This window comes from Leuconostoc gelidum subsp. gelidum KCTC 3527 (genome assembly GCF_000166715.1).
GTDB lineage: Bacteria > Bacillota > Bacilli > Lactobacillales > Lactobacillaceae > Leuconostoc > Leuconostoc gelidum.
On the sequence record NZ_AEMI01000038.1, the window covers coordinates 1 to 22,854 of the forward strand.

Annotated in this window: 25 protein-coding genes; 23 read left to right on the top strand and 2 right to left on the bottom strand. The window is 36.5% G+C overall.

Annotated features, from left to right (window positions below; genetic code table 11):
- From EUI_RS0109120 to EUI_RS0109205, 18 genes are all read left to right on the top strand, one after another.
- A partial coding sequence (locus tag EUI_RS0109120) for a CHAP domain-containing protein (RefSeq protein WP_010687869.1) occupies positions 1-533 on the top strand: 533 nt, incomplete at its 5' end.
- A 657-nt stretch (positions 534-1,190) separates the two neighbouring features.
- Complete coding sequence (gene glf / locus EUI_RS0109125; protein ID WP_010687870.1) at positions 1,191-2,381, top strand: UDP-galactopyranose mutase; 1,191 nt, start codon at positions 1,191-1,193, stop codon at positions 2,379-2,381.
- A gap of 38 nt (positions 2,382-2,419) precedes the next feature.
- Complete coding sequence (locus tag EUI_RS0109130; RefSeq protein WP_029508555.1) at positions 2,420-3,379, top strand: glycosyltransferase family 2 protein; 960 nt, start codon at positions 2,420-2,422, stop codon at positions 3,377-3,379.
- Between the two features lie 19 nt (positions 3,380-3,398).
- The gene (tagD, locus tag EUI_RS0109135) at positions 3,399-3,830 is read left to right on the top strand and encodes a glycerol-3-phosphate cytidylyltransferase (RefSeq protein WP_010687872.1); all 432 of its coding nucleotides are present in this window, start codon (positions 3,399-3,401) and stop codon (positions 3,828-3,830) included.
- Positions 3,831-3,925: 95 nt separating this feature from the next.
- Positions 3,926-4,834, top strand: coding sequence for a glycosyltransferase family 2 protein (locus EUI_RS0109140; RefSeq protein WP_010687873.1), 909 nt, complete (start codon positions 3,926-3,928; stop codon positions 4,832-4,834).
- A gap of 121 nt (positions 4,835-4,955) precedes the next feature.
- Entirely contained in the window at positions 4,956-5,180 is a 225-nt protein-coding gene (locus EUI_RS0109145; protein ID WP_010687874.1) for a cold-shock protein, read from the top strand.
- Positions 5,180-5,731 carry an NUDIX hydrolase gene (locus tag EUI_RS0109150; RefSeq protein WP_010687875.1) on the top strand — a complete coding sequence of 184 codons (552 nt, stop codon included), beginning with the start codon at positions 5,180-5,182 and terminating at the stop codon, positions 5,729-5,731. The genes EUI_RS0109145 and EUI_RS0109150 overlap by 1 nt, the downstream gene beginning before the upstream one ends.
- A gap of 1 nt (position 5,732) precedes the next feature.
- Entirely contained in the window at positions 5,733-6,029 is a 297-nt protein-coding gene (locus EUI_RS0109155) for a hypothetical protein (RefSeq protein ID WP_010687876.1), read from the top strand.
- Between the two features lie 126 nt (positions 6,030-6,155).
- Positions 6,156-6,830, top strand: coding sequence for a 5'-methylthioadenosine/adenosylhomocysteine nucleosidase (locus tag EUI_RS0109160; protein WP_010687877.1), 675 nt, complete (start codon positions 6,156-6,158; stop codon positions 6,828-6,830).
- An 80-nt stretch (positions 6,831-6,910) separates the two neighbouring features.
- Positions 6,911-7,567 (top strand): YtpR family tRNA-binding protein, encoded by a 657-nt coding sequence (gene ytpR / locus EUI_RS0109165; protein WP_010687878.1) that lies wholly within the window; start codon positions 6,911-6,913, stop codon positions 7,565-7,567.
- A gap of 1 nt (position 7,568) precedes the next feature.
- Positions 7,569-7,712: a hypothetical protein gene (locus EUI_RS0109170; RefSeq protein WP_010386426.1), complete on the top strand. Its 144-nt coding sequence runs from the start codon at positions 7,569-7,571 to the stop codon at positions 7,710-7,712.
- Positions 7,712-9,046: a UDP-N-acetylmuramate--L-alanine ligase gene (murC, locus tag EUI_RS0109175; RefSeq protein ID WP_010687879.1), complete on the top strand. Its 1,335-nt coding sequence runs from the start codon at positions 7,712-7,714 to the stop codon at positions 9,044-9,046. Before EUI_RS0109170 ends, murC begins: the two co-directional genes overlap by 1 nt.
- 144 nt (positions 9,047-9,190) lie before the next feature.
- Positions 9,191-9,910, top strand: a complete 720-nt coding sequence (locus tag EUI_RS0109180; protein WP_010687880.1) for a Bax inhibitor-1/YccA family protein — start codon at positions 9,191-9,193, stop codon at positions 9,908-9,910.
- Positions 9,911-10,007: 97 nt separating this feature from the next.
- A complete protein-coding gene (gene polA / locus EUI_RS0109185; protein WP_010687881.1) occupies positions 10,008-12,689 on the top strand; it encodes a DNA polymerase I in 2,682 nt (893 codons plus the stop codon).
- Between the two features lie 95 nt (positions 12,690-12,784).
- The gene (locus EUI_RS0109190; protein ID WP_010687882.1) at positions 12,785-13,120 is read left to right on the top strand and encodes a MerR family transcriptional regulator; all 336 of its coding nucleotides are present in this window, start codon (positions 12,785-12,787) and stop codon (positions 13,118-13,120) included.
- Positions 13,121-13,165: 45 nt separating this feature from the next.
- Positions 13,166-14,512, top strand: coding sequence for a type I glutamate--ammonia ligase (glnA, locus tag EUI_RS0109195; RefSeq protein ID WP_010687883.1), 1,347 nt, complete (start codon positions 13,166-13,168; stop codon positions 14,510-14,512).
- Between the two features lie 123 nt (positions 14,513-14,635).
- Entirely contained in the window at positions 14,636-15,619 is a 984-nt protein-coding gene (locus tag EUI_RS0109200; protein WP_010687884.1) for a YitT family protein, read from the top strand.
- Between the two features lie 23 nt (positions 15,620-15,642).
- Positions 15,643-15,828 carry a 2-hydroxymuconate tautomerase gene (locus EUI_RS0109205; protein ID WP_010687885.1) on the top strand — a complete coding sequence of 62 codons (186 nt, stop codon included), beginning with the start codon at positions 15,643-15,645 and terminating at the stop codon, positions 15,826-15,828.
- 136 nt (positions 15,829-15,964) lie between these two features.
- Here EUI_RS0109205 and EUI_RS0109210 read toward each other — a convergent pair whose 3' ends face one another.
- Complete coding sequence (locus EUI_RS0109210) at positions 15,965-16,927, bottom strand: LacI family DNA-binding transcriptional regulator (RefSeq protein ID WP_010687886.1); 963 nt, start codon at positions 16,925-16,927, stop codon at positions 15,965-15,967.
- A gap of 174 nt (positions 16,928-17,101) precedes the next feature.
- Between EUI_RS0109210 and EUI_RS0109215 the strand changes: the two genes are divergently transcribed.
- A complete protein-coding gene (locus EUI_RS0109215) occupies positions 17,102-19,042 on the top strand; it encodes a sucrose-specific PTS transporter subunit IIBC (RefSeq protein ID WP_010687887.1) in 1,941 nt (646 codons plus the stop codon).
- Between the two features lie 10 nt (positions 19,043-19,052).
- Entirely contained in the window at positions 19,053-20,318 is a 1,266-nt protein-coding gene (locus EUI_RS0109220) for a glycoside hydrolase family 32 protein (protein ID WP_010687888.1), read from the top strand.
- A gap of 44 nt (positions 20,319-20,362) precedes the next feature.
- On the opposite strand, the gene EUI_RS0109225 is transcribed toward EUI_RS0109220, so the two are convergent.
- Positions 20,363-20,737 (bottom strand): ribonuclease HI family protein, encoded by a 375-nt coding sequence (locus tag EUI_RS0109225; RefSeq protein WP_010687889.1) that lies wholly within the window; start codon positions 20,735-20,737, stop codon positions 20,363-20,365.
- A gap of 184 nt (positions 20,738-20,921) precedes the next feature.
- On the opposite strand from EUI_RS0109225, the gene EUI_RS0109230 reads away from it, so the two are divergent.
- Genes EUI_RS0109230 through pyrR form a run of 3 tightly spaced genes read left to right on the top strand, consistent with a single transcriptional unit; the run spans position 20,922 to position 22,803 of the window.
- Positions 20,922-21,323: an EbsA family protein gene (locus EUI_RS0109230; protein WP_010687890.1), complete on the top strand. Its 402-nt coding sequence runs from the start codon at positions 20,922-20,924 to the stop codon at positions 21,321-21,323.
- A complete protein-coding gene (locus tag EUI_RS0109235; protein ID WP_010687891.1) occupies positions 21,301-22,227 on the top strand; it encodes an RluA family pseudouridine synthase in 927 nt (308 codons plus the stop codon). The genes EUI_RS0109230 and EUI_RS0109235 overlap by 23 nt, the downstream gene beginning before the upstream one ends.
- A 48-nt stretch (positions 22,228-22,275) precedes the next feature.
- Positions 22,276-22,803 (top strand): bifunctional pyr operon transcriptional regulator/uracil phosphoribosyltransferase PyrR, encoded by a 528-nt coding sequence (pyrR, locus tag EUI_RS0109240; RefSeq protein WP_010687892.1) that lies wholly within the window; start codon positions 22,276-22,278, stop codon positions 22,801-22,803.
- The last annotated feature ends 51 nt before the right edge of the window (positions 22,804-22,854 follow it).

Below are 22,854 nucleotides of genomic sequence, written 5' to 3' on the forward strand. Positions count from 1 at the left end.
CAATGGGCTTCCAAGATTTAGGCAATAAAATAGTTTATTATAATAGTCAAGGGCAAATGATTTATGGTGAACAAAAAATTGATAATAATTGGTATTACTTCGACAAAGTAACCGGAGCTATGTCTGATGATAGTACTATTGTTCCTAAAAATGCTAAAGAGGCTGGCATTAATGGATACAATAATGGCGGCTGGGGCTACTATAGTCATAATTGTACAGCATTTGTCGCAGGCGTTTTAAGTTCTCAGGGAGTTCCAGACTCGATAATTAGAGGGCTAGGAAATGGGTCTGAGTGGGCAAGTCGTGCAAGGAATAAAGGACTTCGGGTTGATTTAATTCCAGAACCTGGCACTGCTATCTCATTTAAAGGTGGAACTTCATTGTATCCATATGCTGAAGGCCATGTCGCGTATATTACTAGTATAAACAATGATGGAACATTTAACATAATTGAAGGTAATTATAGTGGGTTGGCATATCATGAAAGGACAATTAGAGTAGATTCGTCTGTAGCGGGAATTATACATTTTTAATACTATTTTTTCTAAATAAACTCGATTTTTTAATTGTTAAAGATGTAATAGGTACAAAACAAATATGCTATAATTAACGTAGTGCTTTGCAGATATGTGGAGTGCTTTTTGTTTTAAAAAATTAATAATATTTATTCATGGTAAATAAAATGTACACTCATTAATTGTTATAAAATTTTTAAAATAACGTATAATTAAATGAAATAAGCAATAAAATATGGCATACAATATTGTTGAACCGAGAAGAAATGATATTAACGGATAGAAAAACTAAGGTTGTCAATATCCGCTTCATACAATGAAAGTCAAACAATTATTAAAATAATTGAAAATGTAAAAAAAGTTACAAAACTCATTTTAGACATTAAAATATACGTTTATGACAACAGTTCAACTCATAATACTGAAACGTTGGTAAAATAGACTAGGTTAATAAGATGAGCATGAGTGTATTCGAGACAGATTGGTTTATATATTGAAACGTTAATGGTAGATATGCGGTGTTCATGATTTCTATGTTTCATTTCATTTATTTTTCTCAGTGTGCTTTTATCAAAAAAGACTTAAAATTTTAATGTCGCTAATTAAAAAATTAATTCGTAAAAAAATGTTTTACAATATGCAAAGTTGAGGCTTCTCAGGTATAATGGAGATATTATGGTAAATAAATTTAATACAAAAAATTATGATTATTTAATTGTTGGTGCAGGGCCATTTGGCATGATCTTTGCATATGAAGCAGCCAAACGTGGGAAAAAGTCGTTGATCGTGGAAAAACGGCCTTATATTGCTGGAAATACCCATACACATGTAGAACATGGTATTACAGTTCATGATTTTGGTGCACACATTTTTCATACGGATAATAAAGAAGTATGGGATTATATTCGCCAATTTGCTGAATTTAATGGCTATCAAAACCAAGTTGTCGCAAATTATCAGGGGACTTTATATAATTTGCCATTTAATATGAATACATTTTATCAAATGTGGGGAACGAAGACGCCCGATGAAGCGCAGGCAAAAATTGCTGAACAACGTGAGTTGGCGTTGAAAGATTTAGGGGACCGTCAGCCACGTAATTTGGAAGAACAAGCTATTTCTTTGATTGGTACTGATATTTATGAAAAGTTAATCAAAGGTTATACTGAAAAGCAATGGGGACGTCCAGCAACCGAATTACCGGCGTTCATTATAAAACGATTGCCAGTACGTTTTATTTACGATAACAACTATTTTAATCATCGTTATCAAGGAATACCGGTTGGTGGCTATACGCAAATATTTGAGCGGATGTTATCACAATCACAAGGCTTGATTGATGTGTTAACCGATACAGACTTTTTTGATTACAAAGAAACACTGTTGTCAGAGTTTCCGCGGGTTTTGTATACCGGTATGATTGATCAATTCTTTGATTATCAATTTGGTGAGTTAGAGTATCGCTCATTACGCTTTGAAAGTGAAGTGATTGATTCTGATAATTATCAAGGGAATGCTGTGATTAATTATACAGATGCCAAAACACCTTATACGCGCGTGATGGAATGGCGCCATCTTGATGGCTTGGCGGATGCAGGGAAGACAATCATTACCAAGGAATATCCACAAGAATGGGATCGATCAAAAGAAGCATATTACCCAGTTAATAATGATAAAAATACACAAATTTACAAGCAATATGCGCAAGAAGCACGACAAAAACATCCAGAAATTATTTTTGGCGGCCGACTAGGTAAATACCGTTATTTTGATATGGATCAAGTATTTAATGACGCATTTCATACTGTACGAGACGAGTTTAATGTTGCTGCAGATTTTAATTTTGCACATGATGACACGAAGTAAAATGCCCAATGGGCGTACATAAAAATTTAGGACCTAAAATGACAGAAAAAATTGACAATTATTCAATTGAAAAATCAGAAGTATTATCACTGGTAGTTCCCGTTCATAATGAAGAAGAAACAATTCAAACTTTTTATGATACTTTATCTGCTCTGAAAGATAAAGTAACAGCCACAATAGAATATCATTTTGTTGATGATGGTTCGACAGATCACACACTTAGTATCCTTCGTGAATTAGCTAATCATGATGAAAACGTCCACTACATTAGTTTTTCTCGTAACTTTGGAAAAGAAGCTGGGCTTTATGCTGGTCTGCAACAAACAACTGGACAATATGTTGCAGTGATGGATGTTGATTTACAAGACCCACCAGAATTATTGCCACAAATGTTGCAGGATGTCCAGAGTGGCGATTATGATGCTGTAGGCACAAGACGAGCTGATCGGTCAGGCGAAGCCAGAATACGGTCATGGTTTTCTGCACAATTTTATGTGTGGATGAATAAGATAAGTGAAACACAACTTGTCGATGGGGCACGTGATTATCGTGTGATGACACGACAGATGGTTAATGCAATTTTGTCAATGAGTGAGAATCAACGATTTAGTAAAGGCATATTTAGTTGGGTTGGCTTTAAAACAAAGTATATCCCATTTGAAAATAGGGAACGTGTTGCTGGTAGCACGTCATGGTCATTTTGGTCATTATCAAAATATGCTATTGCGGGTATTGTTTCATTTTCAACTTTTCCACTAACGATTATAACTGGTCTTGGATTTCTCTCGTTTGGTATCTCACTACTGAGTGCGGCTTTTATTGTTATTCGTGCTTTGGCTTACAATAACAGCGTTGCAGGTTGGCCATCAATGGTAACAATTATTTTATTTATTGGTGGCATACAGCTACTAAGTCTAGGTGTTATTGGCCGTTATGTCGCTGCTATCTTTTTAGAATCGAAACATCGACCAATTTATATTACACGAGAAGAAAAATAATTTTAAAGGATTATCGACTATGAAACGAGTGATCACATACGGCACCTTTGATATGTTACATTATGGGCACATCAATTTATTAAAACGTGCAAAAGAAATGGGTGATTATTTAATTGTTGCACTTTCAACTGACGAGTTTAATTGGCATTCAAAACAAAAGAAAACTTATTTTTCATATGAAAAGCGCAAACAATTATTGGAAGCCATTCGCTATGTTGATTTAGTTATTCCGGAGGAAGCGTGGGACCAAAAAACCTCGGATGTTAAGTTATACAAAGTAGATACGTTTGTTATGGGTGATGATTGGGCTGGCCAATTCGATTTTTTGCAAGATGAAACAGATGCAGAGGTTGTCTATCTAGCGCGCACGCCTGAAATATCAACAACTCAGATTAAAAAAGATTTAAATACAAAAGATTTGACGACTGATCATAAATCTAAAACAGATTAGTTTTTTGTTAAAAAGGGCGAAAAGCCTTTTTTATTCGCACAAATAATCAGTTAATGCCGTAATAAAACTGTTAGGCAGACAAATAAGGAGTTATGATGATAAAATTATCCGTATCAGCAGTTCTTGTAACATATAATCGATTAGAATTACTAAGTAAATCGATTCAAAAGGTTTTAAGTCAAGATACTGATAAATTGAGACATCTGATTATTATTGACGGTGCAAGTACTGATGGGACACGTGAATATTTGGATAGCTTGTCAGATGGTCGCTTAATCATTGTACATTTATCTGAAAATATAGGTGGTGCTGGTGGTTTTAACTCGGGTATTCGGACATTTTTTGAACAAACAAATGACGATTTTGTATGGTTAATGGATGATGATTCAATGCCAACAGCTGATGCGTTAACAAATTTGTTAGATATGTTTGATAATAATAAGTTGGCCGGTTGGGGTGCTAGTAAAGTGGTATGGACAGATGGTAACTGGGCTAAAATGAATATACCGGGTTTGCTAAATGGGAATAAGCGTAGAATATATCAGGGTGATGAAAAATGGCTACCCATTAAACATGCAACTTTTGTATCTACTATTTTTAAACGTGATCTAATTAAAAAAATTGGTTTACCTCAAAAAGAATACTTCATTTGGGGCGATGATATTGAGTATACCGAACGTGCAGCACGTGCTATGTCTGGATATCTTGTTCATCAATCAATTGTGATACATGCCAGTCAATTTAATTCAGAACCCGGTGATATTGTTGGTGAAGTAGATGCAAGTCGGCTACCACGATACTTATTTGAATATCGAAATCGCCTATTAACATCTCGACGTCGACATTCTCATTTAAAACTTATCAAAACACTAGGGCACAGTGTGCTTGATTTTTTAAAAACACTATTTTTACCTGGTGTGCAATATCGTGGCCAAAAAATAAGATTGATTGTAAAGGGTACAATTAATGGCTTTAAATTTAATCCTGATATTGAAAAATTGTGATGAATTCAAAAAGTAAAGCATAGTATTTTTTGCTGTTAAAAAATATTTGATATAAACTAGAAAGCTATTTAATTTCTATCGTACATGACATAATAGCGTCTTTTTTTGATATAATAAGAATATGAAAACAGGAATAGTAAAAATTTGGCAAAAAGAACGTGGCTATGGCTACATTACACCCGACGATGGGGGCGAAGATGTATTTGTGCATTTTAATGGTATTGATATGGTAGGATTTAAATCACTTATTCAAGGTGAAAAAGTAAATTATGTGCTTGTTCAAGGGTTTAAGAATTATCAGGCGGCGGAAGTGAGTCCGATTATGAAGCAAGCGGTTGATGCATAATGGCAGAGCGCGAGCATGTCATTGGTTCAAAAATAATTTATAAAGGGCCGATTTTCAGCATCGAAACACAATCAGTTAATTTATATAATGGTCGTCAAGCTGAGCGTGATATTGTAAGGCATGTTCCGGCAATAGCAGTCTTACCATTTATTGATGCAGATCATATGATATTAGAAAAACAGTATCGTGCGTCGATTGGTGATTTTATTTTAGAAATACCTGCTGGTAAACTGGACGAGCGCGACTTTGATCAACCTGAACATGCGGTTGAACGTGAACTCAATGAAGAGTTACGAATGACTGCTGGTGTTATTAAGCGCATAGTGGGTTTTTTTGAAACAGTTGGGTTTTCCGATGCCTACATGCATGTTTATACTGCTCAAGATCTTCAAGCGGTTAGTGAAAAAGAGCAGTTACCAAGAGACTTAGGCGAATCTTTAGATCTGGTGACAGTATCATTTAATGATATGAAAGTGTTGTTTGAAACTGGTAAACTGAATGATCAAAAAACGATATTAGCATTCTTGTACTGGTCATATTTAAGAGGTTAAAATGTCTGAAGAACTATCACGAAGGGCAGCTAAAAGAGCTCAAAAAAAACGTGAGAAAGAACGCAATCAAGTTGAAAAAAATTATGCTAGAGAACATCCTACAAAAATAACAGTTGTGTCACCAGAAACACGCGAAGAAATGCGTCTAACACGCAAGGGACGTTATGAACTCGGATCTGATGGAAAACTCACAACATTAGGCAAATCAAAGCGGTTAACACATCGCTACAACCTTACGATTGTTGTACTGTTACTCTTTATTGTGGCGACATATGCATTCTTTTTTCTTGTGAATTAATTTGCTGTAAATAAAAAAGAGATACTCAAAAAGTTACGAACACATAGAAATGAAAGGAAACTTACTGACAAGTTTAGATTGTACGGCCTCAAGTGCTGATACTAATGAATTGTTAGTCACTTAATTATGAAAATTGGAATTATTACGCCAATGGCGGAAGAAAAAATTGCCCTAATTGCTGCATTAGAAAATACAGCCACAAAACGTCATGGCGGTACAGAAATTACGACTGGACAATACCATGGTCATGAGATTGTGTTAACTGAATCAGGTATTGGTAAAGTTGCGGCAGCATCAGCGACTACTGTGCTAATTGACAATTTCCAACCCGATCTAGTTGTTAATACGGGATCAGCCGGTGCGCTAGACCCTGATTTAAAAATAGGCGATGAGGTTGTAGGAACGCGCGTTGCGTACTCAGATGTTGATGTAACTGTGTTTGGTTATGATTTTGGTCAAGTACCCAATCGGCCACTGTATTATGAGGCAGATGAACAAGTTGTCAGAGAGTTTGCACAGTTGGCAGCAGTTAAAACGGGTCTTATTGTTTCAGGTGATCAATTTGTGCAAGATGAGGCTAAAAAACGTATTTTGACACATTTCCCTGAAGCTGTGCTTGCCGAAATGGAGGCTGCAGCTGTGGCACAAGTGGCTTATCAATTTAACACACCTTTTATTGTGTTACGAGGCGTATCAGATTTGGCAAATGGTGATTCTGGAATTGTATTTGACGATTACGTTGTAGAAGCAGGAAAAGTTTCGGCTAAACTACTCTTATCATATTTGGACAGCAAAGCATAAGCGGGCCGCGATAGCGGCTTTTTGTATTTTTAAAATGAATATGATACCATAAAATTACGAAATAAGTTAAGGACTGAGAAATGATAACAACTTATAATTTAAAAGCATGTGGTGATATTTTGGTGATTGTTTTAGCACCTAATGCCAACAAGCAGCAGGTCACGACAAACGGTCAAGTAACACGTATTCAAAATAGTGATACAAAGAAAACAACAGGATTTAATATTGCTGGTCTTGGCAAACAATTAAATATTACATTACAAAATGGTCAAATTTATCTCGAAAAAGATCAAATTACAATTGTGAATAATGCGATTCGAGAAGCAGGGTTTAATGATGTTTTGGTGGCAGAAGCATCAAAATTAGTCATTGGACGAGTTAAGAGTATCAAGTCACATCCTGATTCGGATCATCTATCTGTCACGTCAACAGCAGTAAGTGACGAGAAAGTGTTACAAATTGTTTCTGGCTCGCCAAACATGCGAGAAGGCATCAAGGTTGTTGTTGCACAACCAGGTACCATGATGCCATCAGGTGCATTAATTTGGGACGGTGCCCTCCGAGGTGTACCATCAAGTGGGATGATTGTTTCAGGTCGTGAACTGCAATTGGTCGGTGCGCCAGATAAACCTGGTGCACTCATTTTACCAGAAAACTTTGGTGAAATTGGCGAACCTTTTGACTTTGATAAAGCGAAATCATTATATAAAGATGGCTTAGTGGATACTGAATATTAAAATGTTAATACAAGATAAATTACAAAATGCACCGCGTACTTATCGCACGTTAAATGATGAAAATGCGCAGTATAAAAAATTGATATTTGAGCTACGCAAAGGTGAATTGCAGTACTTTACATTTTTACCAAATAAGGGGAAATAATGCCTAAAACATATTATTTTATTGGCGTTAAAGGGACTGGAATGGGACCTTTAGCTCAAATTTTGCATGATCAAGGGAATATTGTGATCGGTTCTGATATTGATGCCTATACATATACACAAGCACCATTAGAAGCCGCTGGCATTAAAATTTTATCATTTCAGTCAGAAAATGTTGACAGATACCGTGAGGCTATTTTTGTGCGTGGCAATGCGTTTTCTGATGAACAAGTTGAAGTAGCCAGAGCTTTAGCATTAGGTGTTACTATGATGACCTACCCTGATGCTGTCCAAGAACAAATCATGCAAACAACTTCGATCGCAGTTGCTGGTGCGCATGGTAAAACCTCAACGACTGGATTACTAGCGCATGTTTTAAAAAATATCGCGCCAACGTCTTATTTGATTGGGGATGGGACAGGTCGTGGGGTACCTAACTCGCAATTTTTTGTAGCGGAAGCTGATGAATACCGACGTCATTTTAAAGATTATGCACCAGATTATGCTATTTTAACAAATATTGACTTTGATCATCCTGATTATTTCAAAAATATTGCGGATGTGACAAATGCTTTTTCTGATTTTGCTAATAATGTAAAAAAAGCTATTTTTGCTTGGGGAGACGATGCGCATTTACGTGCACTTCGTCCTAAAGCGACAGTTTATTACTATGGCACAAATCCTGAAAATGATGATTTTGTTGCTGAAAATATTCATAAGTCAACACAAGGATCGCATTTTAATGTCACATTTCGTGGTGAAACATTGGGTGAATTTTCGGTACCACTGTTTGGACAACATAGTATTTTAAACGCCTTGGCAGTTATTGCAGTTGCTTATATGGAAAAAGTTGATTTAGATCTGATTCGTGATTATTTAATGACTTATCAAGGGGTTAAGCGGCGTTTTAGTGAAAAGCAAATTGCTGATATTACAGTTATTGATGATTATGCGCATCATCCAACAGAAATTGATGCGACACTAGATGCGGCACGTCAAAAGTATCCTAATAAGCAAATTATTGCAATTTTTCAACCGCATACATATTCGCGTGTTATTGCATATAAAGATGAATTTGCCAAAAGCTTGGAAGCGGCAGATAAGGTGTATTTAGCAAATATATTTGGTTCGGCTCGTGAGGCGGTGGGCGCTGTTACTTCCGCTGAAATTGGCGCAGAGATAAGCAAATTCGGTGGTATTATCGAAGAAGAAAATATGAGTCTCTTAATGCCTTATGAAAATGCTGTCATGGTATTTATGGGTGCAGGTGATATTGAAAAATATGAATTTGCCTATGAAAAATTGCTTGGACAACTACGAACTGATTTGCAATAAAAAGCTTATGGTAAGTGATAAATAGGCACTTTAAATTAAGCTTTTTAATATAAATTTAATCTATTCTCTGTTATAATATGTGTTAGCTAGAAATAGTGATTGGTACAGTATTTTACTTGAAGAACTTAATGTGAGGAGACTCAAATGGATAATTTTAATATTAATACACGCCGTGATGTAACAGGCATGGATGCGGGTATGCGGGCGTTTTTCAAACAAACGTATAGCTTTATGGCAATAGCTGTTATGGTCACGGCAATTACGGGATTTGTTGTACAAAAATTTTTCTTAGCCCAAGTGGTTGCTTTGATTGCAGGAAATATCGTTGGCACATTAGCACTTTTTGGTATTCAAATCTTAATTATGACAATGATTGGGCGTGCAACCTTTAAAAACCCAGCACGAGCATTTGGTCTATTGATGGCATTTGCCGTTGTTGAAGGTTTGACGTTAGGTTTGCTATTAGCAGTTTATACAGGTGCTTCAGTGACTATGGCGTTTGTATCAGCCGCTGCAGTGTTTGGCGGTATGGCTGCCTATGGTATCTTCACAAAACGCGATTTAACTGGTATGGGTTCAATTCTTTTTGGCTTATTGATTGGTCTAGTTGTTGCATCAGTTGTGAACATTCTATTTTATAATGGCATTGTGTCATTGCTGATCTCAGGTGTCAGTGTTATTGTGTTCTCGTTGTATACTGCTTATGATAATCAAAATTTAAAACTCATGTATAATCAGTTTGCTGGGCAAGCTGATACAACTGGGTTAGCAGTCAACGGTGCTTTACGCTTGTATCTTGATTTTGTCAACCTATTCTTTGCTCTAATTCGAATTTTTGGTGTGGTTGGTGGATCAAGAGATTAGTCAATTTTCAAGCCAAGATGATAAACATGAATATTAAATTTAACAGCCTTGAGGGCTGTTTTTTTGTTACACTAGAAGATAGATAAAGGAATATAAAATGACAAAAAAACTACTTTTAATTGATGGTAATTCACTTGCTTTTCGGGCTTTTTATGCTATGTACAATCAACTTGATAGAATGATTTCACATAAAGGACTGCACACTAACGCACTAGTGGCATTCAATAATTTTTTGGATCAAATTGTGGATCCAATGCAACCAGATTTAGCTGTTGTAGCATGGGACGCGGCTTCTGGGAAAGAAACTTTCCGCGGTGAATTATTTCCAGAATACAAAGATGGCCGTTCAAAAGCGCCGTCAGAGTTTAAAGAGCAGTTTCCGTATTTACGTGAAATGGTTGCATTACATGGATTGCGAAATTATGAACAACCAGGCTTAGAGGCAGATGATATTATTGGTACTTATTCACGTTTGGGGGAACAAGCTGGGTACACGGTGATTATTGTAACTGGTGACCAGGATTTGACCCAATTAGCCACAGATAAAATTACAGTTAATGTGACTAAAAAAGGTGTGACGGAAATTGAACGTTACACGCCAGACTATATCATGGAAAAGTTTAACTTGACACCGTTACAAATTATTGAAAAAAAAGCTCTAACAGGCGATACATCCGATAATTATCCAGGTATAACAAAAGTTGGTGAGAAAACGGCTTTAAAATTGTTAGCTGAGTATCACGATATTGACAATCTATATGCACATGTTGATGATATGAAACAATCTAAATTAAAAGATAATTTAATTAATGATCGTCAACTAGCCTTTTGTGCTAGAAAATTAGCAACAATCCTGACAGATGCTACCTTGGCATTGCCACTAGAAGAAATTGAATATCGTGGGATTGATTACGATAATTTGGTGACATTCTATGAAAATTTAGATTTTAAAAAACAGCTTGCTAAGATTAAGGCACTACAAAAGTCAGGTCAAATTTCAGGCAGTCAAACAACTGTTGAAAAGAGCATTAATGTGATAAAGCTTCAAGATGACAATTTACAAGCTGTTGCCATGTTAGGTACCAAAATCGCCTTTCATATTGAAATGGTAGGGCAAAATTATCACATTGACGACATGGTGGGTTTTGTGATAGGAAGCCCAGCCACAGGCTATTATGGTAGTCGTGATGTGACACTTTTGCAAAGGCCAGAATTAAAGTCTGTGATTGAAAACGCTGGTATAATCAAAAACGTATTTAACATTAAGGCACAGTTGATATTGCTTAAAAGATTAGGTATCAAACTTAAAGGAACGAAATTTGATTTCTTATTGGCATCATATTTACTTGATACAACTGATAATGATAATGAATTAGCAACCCTTGCCCAACGCTTTGATCTTTATATGACATCAGATGAGGATATTTATGGTAAAGGGGCTAAATTTGCAATACCCGAAGATGACGCTCGTGTGTTAGCACATTTAGCAAATAAAGCAGATATTTTAATGCAAGTGGAACAATTAGCATTTGACGCATTGCAAGAACATGAGCAAACACATTTATATACAGAAATAGAATTGCCATTAGCTCAAGTATTAGCAGATATGGAGTACCAAGGGATTAAAATTGATCAGAAAAGATTGCGTGATATTGGTAGTGACCTTGAGGGTCGAATTCATGCAATTGAAAATGCAATTTATATAGAAGCAGGTGAAAAATTCAATATTAATTCTCCAAAGCAACTTGGTGTACTTCTTTTTGAAAAAATGGGTTTGCCAGTAGTTAAACGAACGAAAACTGGCTATTCAACAGCTGTTGATGTATTGGAAAAATTAGCGGCACAAGCACCAATTGTCGATCATATTTTGCAATATCGTCAACTGGCAAAATTAAAATCTACTTACGTTGAAGGATTATTAACTGTTGTGCATGATCAAGATAGTAAAATTCATACCAGATTTTTACAAACGTTAACGCAGACAGGACGTTTGTCATCGGTAGATCCAAACCTACAAAACATTCCTATGCGAACAGAAGAGGGTAGGCAAATTAGAACAGCATTTGTACCAAGTGAACCAAATTGGCAAATTGTTGGTGCTGATTATTCACAAATTGAGTTACGTGTGCTTGCCCATATGACTGGAGACAAAAACATGCAGCGGGCGTTTTTGAATGGCGAAGATATTCATGCTGAAACGGCACGCGCTGTTTTTGGCTTAAAAGATGATGCGCCGGTTGATGCACTTATGCGGCGTACAGCAAAAGCTGTTAATTTTGGCATTGTTTACGGGATTTCTGATTTTGGATTAGCCAATAACTTAGGTATTTCACGTGCGGAAGCTAAAAATTTTATTGATACCTATTTTAAGGAGTTCCCTCAAATTCATGCTTGGATGGCAAAAATTAAAGAGATAGCCCACGAACAAGGTTTTGTCGAAACAATTGCCAAACGCCGTCGTTATTTACCAGAAATTAGTTCAAAAAACTTTAATTTACGTAGTTTTGCGGAGCGAACAGCGATGAATTCACCAATTCAAGGTTCAGCAGCTGATATCATTAAAATAGCAATGATTAAAGTAGCTGATGCGTTACGAGATCATCACATGCAAGCACGTATGTTATTACAAGTTCATGATGAACTGATTTTTGAAGCACCAATGGATGAAATCCAAGAGCTGACAGAATTGGTCACAAACGTTATGGATTCCGCTGTTGTATTAGATGTGCCTATGCGTGTCGAAAGCCATTATGGCAATACTTGGTATGATGCAAAATAGAACCTATAAAATGTATCATGTTATATAACCTAACATATATTCGCATAACTGATAAATATCAATTAAAATAAAAGTATGCTAATGGAGGTTGTCAAATGAGCGAACGTGAACTGAGAAGAAATTTAGCGATTTTACCCATTGGCACAATCCGTGAACTCACATTATTAACTGATCGCCAGATTCGTTATTATGAGCAAAACGAATTGATTAGTCCAACGCGTGGCAAAGGAGGTCAAAGACGATTTTCATTAAATGATGTTGATCGCTTACTTGAAATTAAGGACTTTTTAGACGCAGGGGATTCAATAAAAGACATTCAGGAAATATTTGCAAAACAACGCCGAAAAGCAGTTGGGAAACAGGATTCAGAGTCAGCGCTACGGCGATCTTTGCAAAAGGAATTTGCTCAAATTGGGCGATTTGATCGTTAATTATGCACAACTGTCTCACAAGTTTTATTAGTAGAAAGGGAACTCATGGCACGAAAGTCATTTACAAAAGAAGAAATCAACCAAATTGTTATAGATGAAAACGTCGAATTTATTCGCGTGACATTTACAGACGTTCTTGGCGCAATTAAAAATGTGGAAGTACCAACTTCACAATTGGACAAATTGTTAAACAACAATTTGATGTTTGATGGTTCATCAATTGAAGGTTTTGTGCGAATTAACGAATCAGATATGTATCTATATCCTGATTTATCAACCTTTATGATTTTCCCTTGGGCAACCGATAGCCATGGTGGTAAGGTGGCACGTTTAATCGCTGATATCTACACATCAGACCGTGAGCCATTTGCGGGTGATCCGCGTCAGGCATTACGTAAAGTTTTAAATGAAGCAAAAGCGGCCGGTTTCTCAGCTTTTAATGTCGGGACTGAACCTGAGTTTTTCTTATTCAAATTAGATGCGAATGGTAAACCAACAACTGAATTAAATGATAAAGGCGGCTATTTCGATCTTGCACCACATGATATGGGTGAGAATGTTCGTCGCGAAATCGTTTTGACTTTGGAAAAAATGGGCTTTGAAATTGAAGCAGCACACCATGAGGTCGCTGAAGGGCAACATGAAGTTGACTTTAAATATGCTTCTGCCTTGGAGGCTGCTGATAATATTCAGACGTTTAAATTAGTTGTTAAAACAATTGCTCGTAAAAATGGGTATTATGCGACCTTTATGCCTAAACCTGTAGCTGGTATTAATGGATCAGGTATGCATACTAATATGTCCTTGTTCCGTGGTGACGAAAACGCATTTGAAGATACTTCTGATGAAATGGGCTTATCAAAAACAGCCTACAATTTCTTAGGTGGTTTACTAGCACATGCGACAGCATTTACAGCTTTAGCGAATCCAACTGTTAACTCGTATAAACGATTGACTCCTGGGTTTGAAGCACCGGTATATGTTGCTTGGTCAGCGTCTAATCGTTCACCAATGGTTCGTGTACCAGCTTCTCGAGGCAAATCAACTCGTTTAGAATTACGATCAGTGGATCCAACTGCTAACCCATACACGACATTGGCAGCTGTTTTGGCGGCAGGATTAGATGGTATTAAAAATGAATTAGAGCCTTTAGCTTCAGTTGATAAGAACATCTATTTGATGGATGAAACCGAACGCACAAAGGCTGGCATTACTGACTTACCAGACACTTTGCTGGCAGCGATTCGTGAGTTAACGAATGATAGTACAGTTACAGCAGCAATTGGCAGTCACATTGCAGATAAATTTATTGAAGCAAAGAAGATTGAGTACACATCATACCGACAATTTGTATCGCAATGGGAAACTGACGCTTACTTTGAAAATTATTAATTGATTGAACAAACTAATACTAATTAATAAAATAAGATACATCATTTAAAAGCCACGACATTTTGTAGCTTTTTTGTTATGATGAAAGAAGTATTTTATTAGTTTTAGGAGCGTGTCGTCGACATGAAAAAAATCACAATTAACTGGCGTAAGGTATTGCTGATAACGGTTGTTTTTCTTGCTAGTACTGCTGTTCAGGTGCTAGCCTTAAATGCATTTTTAATTCCAAATAAAGTTTTTTCGAGTGGCTTTAATGGTATCGCACAATTGTTATCTATATTTTTTGTACAATTATTTCATATTAATATGCAAACTGGAACTTTCATCATGATTTTCAACATTCCAATTGGTATTATCGGTTGGAAATTAATTGGTGGTAAATTTACTATTTTGAGTTTTCTAAACTCTATTGTTGTATCTGTTGTGCAAATTGTGGCACCAACGCAAGCCCTAACAACAGACCCATTACTGGCATCGTTATTTGGTGGTTTACTATTGGGGGTTTCAATCGGACTGGCCATGCGGTATGGATTTTCGACAGGTGGTATGGATATTGTAGCGTTGGTCGTTCAAAAACGTACGGGAAAATCAATCGGCGTACTAATGAATGGTATTAATTTTGTGGTTGTTATTGTTGCAGGCGCTTTTATTGGTTGGCAAAATGCTTTATTTACGCTAATTGGTATTTATGCGACTGGCCGTGCCGTTGATGCGCTTTATACTGGATATCAAAAACTAACCGCATTGATTGTTACTTCAAATGGCGATGAAGTTGTTGAGGCACTTCATCGAGATTTGATACGTGGTATTACTATATTGCCATCGAGAGGCGCTTATACAAAACGTGATTCAATGACATTAATGATGGTTTTATCGCGCTATGAACTAGTTGAAATGCAAGAAATTGTTCATCGTACTGATCCGAAAGCATTTATTAATCTGTTGAGTACGGTAAGTGTTTCAGGAGAATTTTTTGATGCTGATCGTCAGTTACAAATGAGACGTGCAGTTACGGTGCCAAAACTTGAAACAGTAACTGCACAAATTGAAGCAGAGCAACAATTAGAATCACAACTTGATAAATTAGAAGCAGATGACAATAAGTAGTCATTAGAAAAGAGAAAAGAAAAATGCCAATTGTACAAGTAGAATTATTAGAAGGTCGTACACATGAACAACTTTCCAAAATGGTAAAAGATATTACAGATGTCATTGTAGCAGATGTTGGTGCATCTCGTGAGGCAGTACACGTTATCTTACGAGAAATGCCAAAGGATCATTATGCAGTGGGTGGCGTTTTAAAGAGTGACCAATAAAAAAATAGCGCATTGCCTAATTTAAATTAGACAGTCAGAATATTTTACAAAAAAACGACGTGTTGTTTAACACGTCGTTTTTTTTATTAGTTATCGTAGTGTAGTGAGGGCTGTTAATCGTTTTAGAAATCTATAGTTAGTTTGTGGAATCGCGAATGATGAGTTTGCCGTCAATGACAACGCGTTGTATTTGTATAGAATTATTGTCGCGTACTTTTCGAAAGAGGCGATACAATTCTTTACCTGCTTCAAAAAAACTGAACTCAAAACTAGTGAGGTTTGGAGAAACAGTTTCACTAAAGTACGATTGTCCAAATCCAATATAACGTGGTTTTTGGTGTAAGGCAAAAGCTGATTGCATGGCACCAACGACAATACGATCAGTTGCACCTATAATGAGATCAAAATCTTCATGTATCATGGCTTGATACGCTGACTGTTTAGCAATATTAAGCTTGAAGTCAGTGATGATCTCTTTGTGTGGAATGCCACTAAGTGCAGATTTGATACCAACAAAACGGTCGTGTCCGACTGCATAATCTAGTGACATATCAACATTCAAAAGTAAAACATTTTTTGGGGCCAATTTTTGGAGATAGTTACCAACGGTTTTTCCTGCTTGAATGTCATTCATAATGACTCGGTTAAATTCGGCCTCATCTTGACCTTGAATGACAGTTGGTAATTTTGATGCTTTTATCACGGAACGTATTTCTTCAGTTAAGTTAGCAGTTAGTATAATAAGGCCGCTGACATTTTGTGATTGTAACTTTTCAATAGCAGCCAATTCGCGAGTGGAATCCTGATAGACGTTGATAATTAAAAAGGTATCATCTATATTTAATTCGTCCAAACCTCTGAGCATGTCAGATTGTGCAATTGAATCTAATCGAGGGACAATTACGCCAATCGTGTGATTAGTCTGTTGCTTTAAACTTTGTGCAAATGTATTTGGTGTGTAGTTATACTTTTTTACAATGCCATCAAGCTTTTCACGGGTATGTACACTAACAGAACCACCGTTTAGATAGCGTGAAACTGTACTTTTTGCGACGTTTGCAATCATGGCAATATCGTTTATTGTAACTTTTTTATTCATACCTCTAATAATAGCAGAAAAAGATAGAAAAGGTTGAAATCAATTTAATAAATAAAGTACTTGCAAATAAAATTGTAAGCGGTTACAATAAAAGTGTAATAAAGAACCGGTTCCGTAAAGTAACTGATTTTAAGACGGAACACACTCATTTTTTATAGAGAGCAGGGAAAAACTATGAAGTATAATGAAGTTGCAAATCGTGTTATGAATGCGGTTGGAAAAGATAATATTGTTGCTGCAGCTCACTGTGCCACGCGATTACGTTTGGTCGTTAAAGATGTCAAAAAAATTGACCAAACAGCATTAGATGATGATCCAGATCTTAAGGGAACATTTAATGCCAATGGGCAATATCAAATTATTGTTGGGCCTGGTGATGTTAATGGTGTTTATGATGAATTTGTAAAGATGACTGGTGTTAAACAGGCATCAACAGATGATTTAAAAGAAATCGCTGCAAAATCAGGTAAAAAAAATCCATTAATGGATTTAATTAAAGTTTTGTCAGACATCTTTGTCCCATTGATTCCTGCCTTGGTTGCCGGTGGTTTGCTGATGGCGTTAAACAACATTTTAACGCAACCCTTTGGAACTAAGTCGTTAGTAGAGATGTATCCCAATATTCAGGGATTAGCAGAAATGGTCAATCTCATGGCATCGGCACCATTTGCATTCTTACCAATTTTAATTGGTATAACAGCAACGCGTCGATTTGGTGGGAATGAAATTCTTGGCGCCGCAGCTGGTATGATGCTTGTTATGCCAAGCTTGATTAATGGATACGGCGTTGCTGAAGCAGTTGCTACTGGCAAGATGCCGTCTTGGGACTTGTTTGGTCTATCAGTTGCACAGGCGGGCTATCAAGGGCAAGTATTGCCAATCATTGGTGTTGCGTTTATCTTGGCAACACTTGAAAAGTTTTTCCACAAGCATTTAAAAGGCGCGATTGATTTCACATTTACGCCTATGTTAGCACTTTTGATTACAGGATTTGTCACATTTATTGTTGTTGGTCCGGTATTACGTGTCGTGTCAAATGGTATTACAGATGGTTTAGTTTGGTTGGTGACTACATTTGGCTTTGTCGGATATGGTGTATTTGGATCATTTTATTCAGCGATTGTTATTACTGGTTTACACCAAAGTTTCCCAGCTATTGAAACACAATTGTTGGCAAATATTGCTAAAACAGGTGGTGATTTTATTTTTCCAATCGCCACAGCAGCAAACGTTGCGCAAGGTGCCGCAACGTTTGCAATATACTTCTTAGCTAAAGGCAACACCAAGTTACGTGCTTTATCATCGTCAGCAGGTGCCTCTGCGATGTTAGGCATTACAGAACCTGCTTTATTCGGTGTTAACTTAAAATATCGTTTTCCATTCTTTATTGCATTAGGTTCATCAGGTGTGGCTAGTTTGGTTATGGGTTTGTTTCATGTGATGTCTTCATCATTAGGACCTGCAGGTGTCATCGGATTCATTGCAATTCCAACAAACAAATGGGTTGGCTTTTTCTTAGCAATTATTGTTAGTTTTGGTCTATCGTTTGTAGTAACATTAATTTACGGTCGTTCACATATGCCTGAAGTCAACGCAGCAACAGTAACAAATGTTCATCCAAATCAAGTTGCAGGTTTTGAAATTAATGCACCAGTTGCCGGTGAACTTGTTGATATGACAACTGTTAAAGATGCAGTATTCTCAAGTGGTATGATGGGTAAAGGCATTGCAATTGAACCAGAAGACAATAAAATATTTGCGCCTATTGATGGCGAAGTTACGGTTGCATATGCAACAAAACATGCGTATGGTCTGAAGTCAAATGATGGTGTTGAGGTGCTTATTCATATTGGTATTGATACAGTAAATTTGGATGGTAAAGGATTTACCAGTCAAGTCACACAAGGGCAACAAGTTCATAGAGGTGACTTACTTGGTACGTTTGATAAACAGGCTATAGTAGATGCTGGTTATCCTGTAACCACAATGGTTATTGTTACAAACACGAATAGTTTTCCAGATGTTGCCCTAGATACAAATTATGGTAACACAGTACAGTCGAATGATGTTATTATGACTGTTGTACCACAAAGTAATACAATTATTGAGGCGTAAGGGGAGATTAATGTTAGTTACAAATGATGCAGTGAGTTTCGAAAAATTTCATTTATATCCTACCAAAGGATTATTAAATGATCCCAACGGTTTAATATTTTTTAAGGGACAATACCATGTGTTTTATCAATGGAATCCATATGCCTGTGACCATACGTATAAAGAGTGGGGTCACTTCGTTTCTGATGATTTAAAAAAATGGCAACGTGTTGAAACTGCATTAAAACCATCACTTGAAGATTTGGATAGTGCAGGTATATACTCAGGCACAGCTTTTGTACACGAAAATCAGTTATACGTTTTTTATACGGGAAATGTTCGTGATACTTCGGGCCACAGTGTTAAATCATCACAGATGTGGGCAGTCAGTGATGATGGGATTCATTTTAAAAAACTCGGTGAATTATTTCCCCATCCAAATGGATTTACGAAAGACGTTCGTGACCCTATGATCTGGCAAGGAAAAAATGGTCATTATTTTCTTATACTGGGTGCGCAACATAGCAACAAAGTTGGTGACATTATTATCTATGAATCAATTGATTTCAAAAAATGGTCTTATCGTGGATCGTTAATTGAAAATCAAGTATTAGACGTACGCGGATACATGTTAGAGTGTCCAAATTTCATTGAAGTTGATGGGAAACAAATTTTAATGTTTTCACCGCAAGGACTCGCCGCAGACCCAAAAAATAATCGTTATGAAAATATTCATAACACGGGTTATGTGATTGGTAAGTTTGATGAAAAAAGTGCGCGATTCAACGTCATAACAGATTTTAAAGAAGTTGATCATGGATTTGAATTCTACGCACCCCAAACTATGGTTGCCCCAGATGGGCGGCGTATTATGTGGGGATGGGCAGGTATGATGACACCTGAACGTGAAGCGGCTGTACCCACTATTCAAAACCGGAAATGGGTACATGTTCTAAGTTTACCGCGTGAGTTGCATGTGAATGATAAATTACAATTGGTACAGCAACCAATTACTGAAATTATTGATACAGCTGTCTTGACCTCGTTTGATAATGTGAGTATTGGTCAGTACCGTATACCCACAACAGCTGATTGGACGATAAAATTTAGTGATCGTGCAATGCTGTCACGACATCATAATGAATTAGTATTTGAACGACAGCAATGGGAATCAGATCAAGTTGAGACTAGGCAATTAACGGGGGATTTAAATAATTTACTCCTAATTGTAGATGTTGATGTGATTGAAGTTTATACTGATGATGGTTTAAATGCTATGACGGCGAGATGGTTTTGAATAATAATAAAAAACTAGGTGAGATTTTTATCTCACCTAGTTTTTTACTTTAATGCCTGTAAGGCAAGGTTATGGGCGCCTAAGTTTTCTTTTTCAGGTAACCATTGGCTTAAAAATAATTTGTGACATGACACTAATGTGCTAATTTCATCAACATAAATTTGGTAATGTTTAGCATATTTTTTATGTATGGCATCAATTAGTATTTGAGAATCACTATACAGTTGTATCATATCAGTTGTATTATCAAGTGTTTTTAACGCCCAAATCAATGCAAGAAACTCAGCTTCTTGATTGTTTTGCGTATGTGGCAAGTCACTTTTAAGTTGACGTTGTTTATTATTGGTAATAATAACTGCGCCAGCAGTACTTTGTCCAGTTTGTATATTACGGGCTGCATCAACAAAAATTTTGATCATAGTATCCACCTTATTGTCATAATTTTTGAATTTCTTTTTCGATTAAATTATACCTTGTTTTCTGAAAAAAGTTATCGAATTACAATCAAAATACATGGTAAAATAGATTGAGGCATGATTTCATAGATATATTGTTATTCTGTGAATAAACCATATTTTATTGTAATGAAACTGGAGCAGAAAAATGATCCCTAAACGTGGATACTTTCAACCATTAGATATAACAGGACAAATAGGCTGGCTTTGGTGGTTTATATTGTTCATGGCTGGTATCATATTATGGAGTGAAACAACATTTAAATTAGAAATGGTGCCAATCATCTATCTCTTACTTATGTTAGTACTAGGTATCACAATTATTTTACGTCGTCGTGTTTATGTTGCGGGCGCACAATTATTTTTGGGACGCGTCTTTGTCTCAGATTACGAAAAAATTTCTCTTACAACTATGGTTAACTGGCAACTAAATGGCCGTGTGCTATCGTTTACACGTGCTGGACGGTCACGTAAATACTGGTTAAGTCAAAACATTGCAAAGCAAATTAAGGAATACATGACTACTCATGACAAAAAAGATAACGATTAATATTATTGATCAAATAGGTCGCATTGATGTAATTTTAGCAAAAGAAAACTTACCATATTCGCGCACAACATTAGCAGATTGGTTACAAACCGGACACATTTTAGTGAATGGCATTCAGGTGAAAAGAGCCTATAAAGTAACAGCGGGTGATACAATCAGCATTATACCGCCAGCAGTGACAACAACTGAAATCATTGCAGAAGACATACCACTTGAGATTATTTATGAAGACGATGATATTTTGGTTGTTGATAAACCCCAGGGGATGGTTGTTCATCCGGCTGTAGGACATAGCACTGGTACACTTGTTAACGCATTACTCTTTCATGCGCCGCTGTCAACAATTAACGGTGAGTTCAGACCAGGAATTGTTCATCGTATTGATCGTGATACCAGCGGTTTATTGATGGTTGCAAAAAATGATCAGGCCCATCAGGGGCTTTCAGCACAACTTAAAGCACATAAAAATGATCGCATTTATTATGCATTAGTGCGTGGTGAATTTGTTGAAAATTCCGGCACAATTAATGCACCGATTAGTCGTCATAAAGTAGATCGAAAAAAACAGGCTGTGCAAGAAGGTGGCCGTGAGGCAATAACACATTTTGAAGTGATTGAACGATATGTTGGTTATACGCTGCTGAAAGTGCGTTTAGAAACAGGTCGGACACATCAAATTCGTGTGCACATGACGTATATTGGTCATCCAGTTGTTGGTGATCCAGTTTATGGCTCTGCCCAAAACCTAGCTGGAGTCAAGCTAAAAGGACAAATGTTGCATGCCAAAACTTTATCATTAACACAACCAAAAACTGGGAAAGAATTAAGATTTGATAGCGCGTTACCTGCTTATTTTAAAGATGCTTTGGCAACACTAACACCAATTATTCAAAACGATAATTAAGTTATTTGAAAGGAAAAGTATGTTGTTTAAATAACATACGCAACTATTATGACAAATAAAGAAGTACTTGATAATGCCTCGTTGCAACGTGCATTGACGCGTATTACATATGAAATTATCGAACGAAACAAGGGTGGTCAAGATTTAATTCTTGTCGGTATTAAAACGCGCGGTGAATTTTTAGCGCAACGTATTGCTAGTCGCTTAGAGCAACTAGAAGGTGTGAAAATTCCCGTGATGGCAATTGACATCACTAATTTTCGTGACGATGTTTTAAATCAAGAAGATAACCTAGGCTTGAATGAGGAAGAAAAAAATAATATTGCTGATAAAAATATTGTTTTGATTGATGATGTCTTATTTACTGGGCGAACAATACGTGCCGCATTAGATGCGTTGATACATATAGGACGCCCAAATAGTATTTCTCTGGCTGTTTTGGTAGATCGTGGTCATCGTGAATTACCAATACGTGCAGATTTTGTTGGTAAAAATATTCCAACAGCTCAAAATGAAAAAATCAAAGTACTGGTTCAAGAAATTGATGGCCATGATGCCGTCGAAATCGTACATTAAGAGGAGATGTAAGTGCACGGAGTTCAGAGTGATAATTTTACTGATGATGTG

Coding starts and splice junctions, on each gene's coding strand:
- glf (WP_010687870.1), top strand. CDS start 1,191: ATGGTAAATAAATTTAATACAAAAAATTATGATTATTTAATTGTTGGT.
- EUI_RS0109130 (WP_029508555.1), top strand. CDS start 2,420: ATGACAGAAAAAATTGACAATTATTCAATTGAAAAATCAGAAGTATTA.
- tagD (WP_010687872.1), top strand. CDS start 3,399: ATGAAACGAGTGATCACATACGGCACCTTTGATATGTTACATTATGGG.
- EUI_RS0109140 (WP_010687873.1), top strand. CDS start 3,926: ATGATAAAATTATCCGTATCAGCAGTTCTTGTAACATATAATCGATTA.
- EUI_RS0109145 (WP_010687874.1), top strand. CDS start 4,956: ATGAAAACAGGAATAGTAAAAATTTGGCAAAAAGAACGTGGCTATGGC.
- EUI_RS0109150 (WP_010687875.1), top strand. CDS start 5,180: ATGGCAGAGCGCGAGCATGTCATTGGTTCAAAAATAATTTATAAAGGG.
- EUI_RS0109155 (WP_010687876.1), top strand. CDS start 5,733: ATGTCTGAAGAACTATCACGAAGGGCAGCTAAAAGAGCTCAAAAAAAA.
- EUI_RS0109160 (WP_010687877.1), top strand. CDS start 6,156: ATGAAAATTGGAATTATTACGCCAATGGCGGAAGAAAAAATTGCCCTA.
- ytpR (WP_010687878.1), top strand. CDS start 6,911: ATGATAACAACTTATAATTTAAAAGCATGTGGTGATATTTTGGTGATT.
- EUI_RS0109170 (WP_010386426.1), top strand. CDS start 7,569: ATGTTAATACAAGATAAATTACAAAATGCACCGCGTACTTATCGCACG.
- murC (WP_010687879.1), top strand. CDS start 7,712: ATGCCTAAAACATATTATTTTATTGGCGTTAAAGGGACTGGAATGGGA.
- EUI_RS0109180 (WP_010687880.1), top strand. CDS start 9,191: ATGGATAATTTTAATATTAATACACGCCGTGATGTAACAGGCATGGAT.
- polA (WP_010687881.1), top strand. CDS start 10,008: ATGACAAAAAAACTACTTTTAATTGATGGTAATTCACTTGCTTTTCGG.
- EUI_RS0109190 (WP_010687882.1), top strand. CDS start 12,785: ATGAGCGAACGTGAACTGAGAAGAAATTTAGCGATTTTACCCATTGGC.
- glnA (WP_010687883.1), top strand. CDS start 13,166: ATGGCACGAAAGTCATTTACAAAAGAAGAAATCAACCAAATTGTTATA.
- EUI_RS0109200 (WP_010687884.1), top strand. CDS start 14,636: ATGAAAAAAATCACAATTAACTGGCGTAAGGTATTGCTGATAACGGTT.
- EUI_RS0109205 (WP_010687885.1), top strand. CDS start 15,643: ATGCCAATTGTACAAGTAGAATTATTAGAAGGTCGTACACATGAACAA.
- EUI_RS0109210 (WP_010687886.1), bottom strand. CDS start 16,927: ATGAATAAAAAAGTTACAATAAACGATATTGCCATGATTGCAAACGTC.
- EUI_RS0109215 (WP_010687887.1), top strand. CDS start 17,102: ATGAAGTATAATGAAGTTGCAAATCGTGTTATGAATGCGGTTGGAAAA.
- EUI_RS0109220 (WP_010687888.1), top strand. CDS start 19,053: ATGTTAGTTACAAATGATGCAGTGAGTTTCGAAAAATTTCATTTATAT.
- EUI_RS0109225 (WP_010687889.1), bottom strand. CDS start 20,737: ATGATCAAAATTTTTGTTGATGCAGCCCGTAATATACAAACTGGACAA.
- EUI_RS0109230 (WP_010687890.1), top strand. CDS start 20,922: ATGATCCCTAAACGTGGATACTTTCAACCATTAGATATAACAGGACAA.
- EUI_RS0109235 (WP_010687891.1), top strand. CDS start 21,301: ATGACAAAAAAGATAACGATTAATATTATTGATCAAATAGGTCGCATT.
- pyrR (WP_010687892.1), top strand. CDS start 22,276: ATGACAAATAAAGAAGTACTTGATAATGCCTCGTTGCAACGTGCATTG.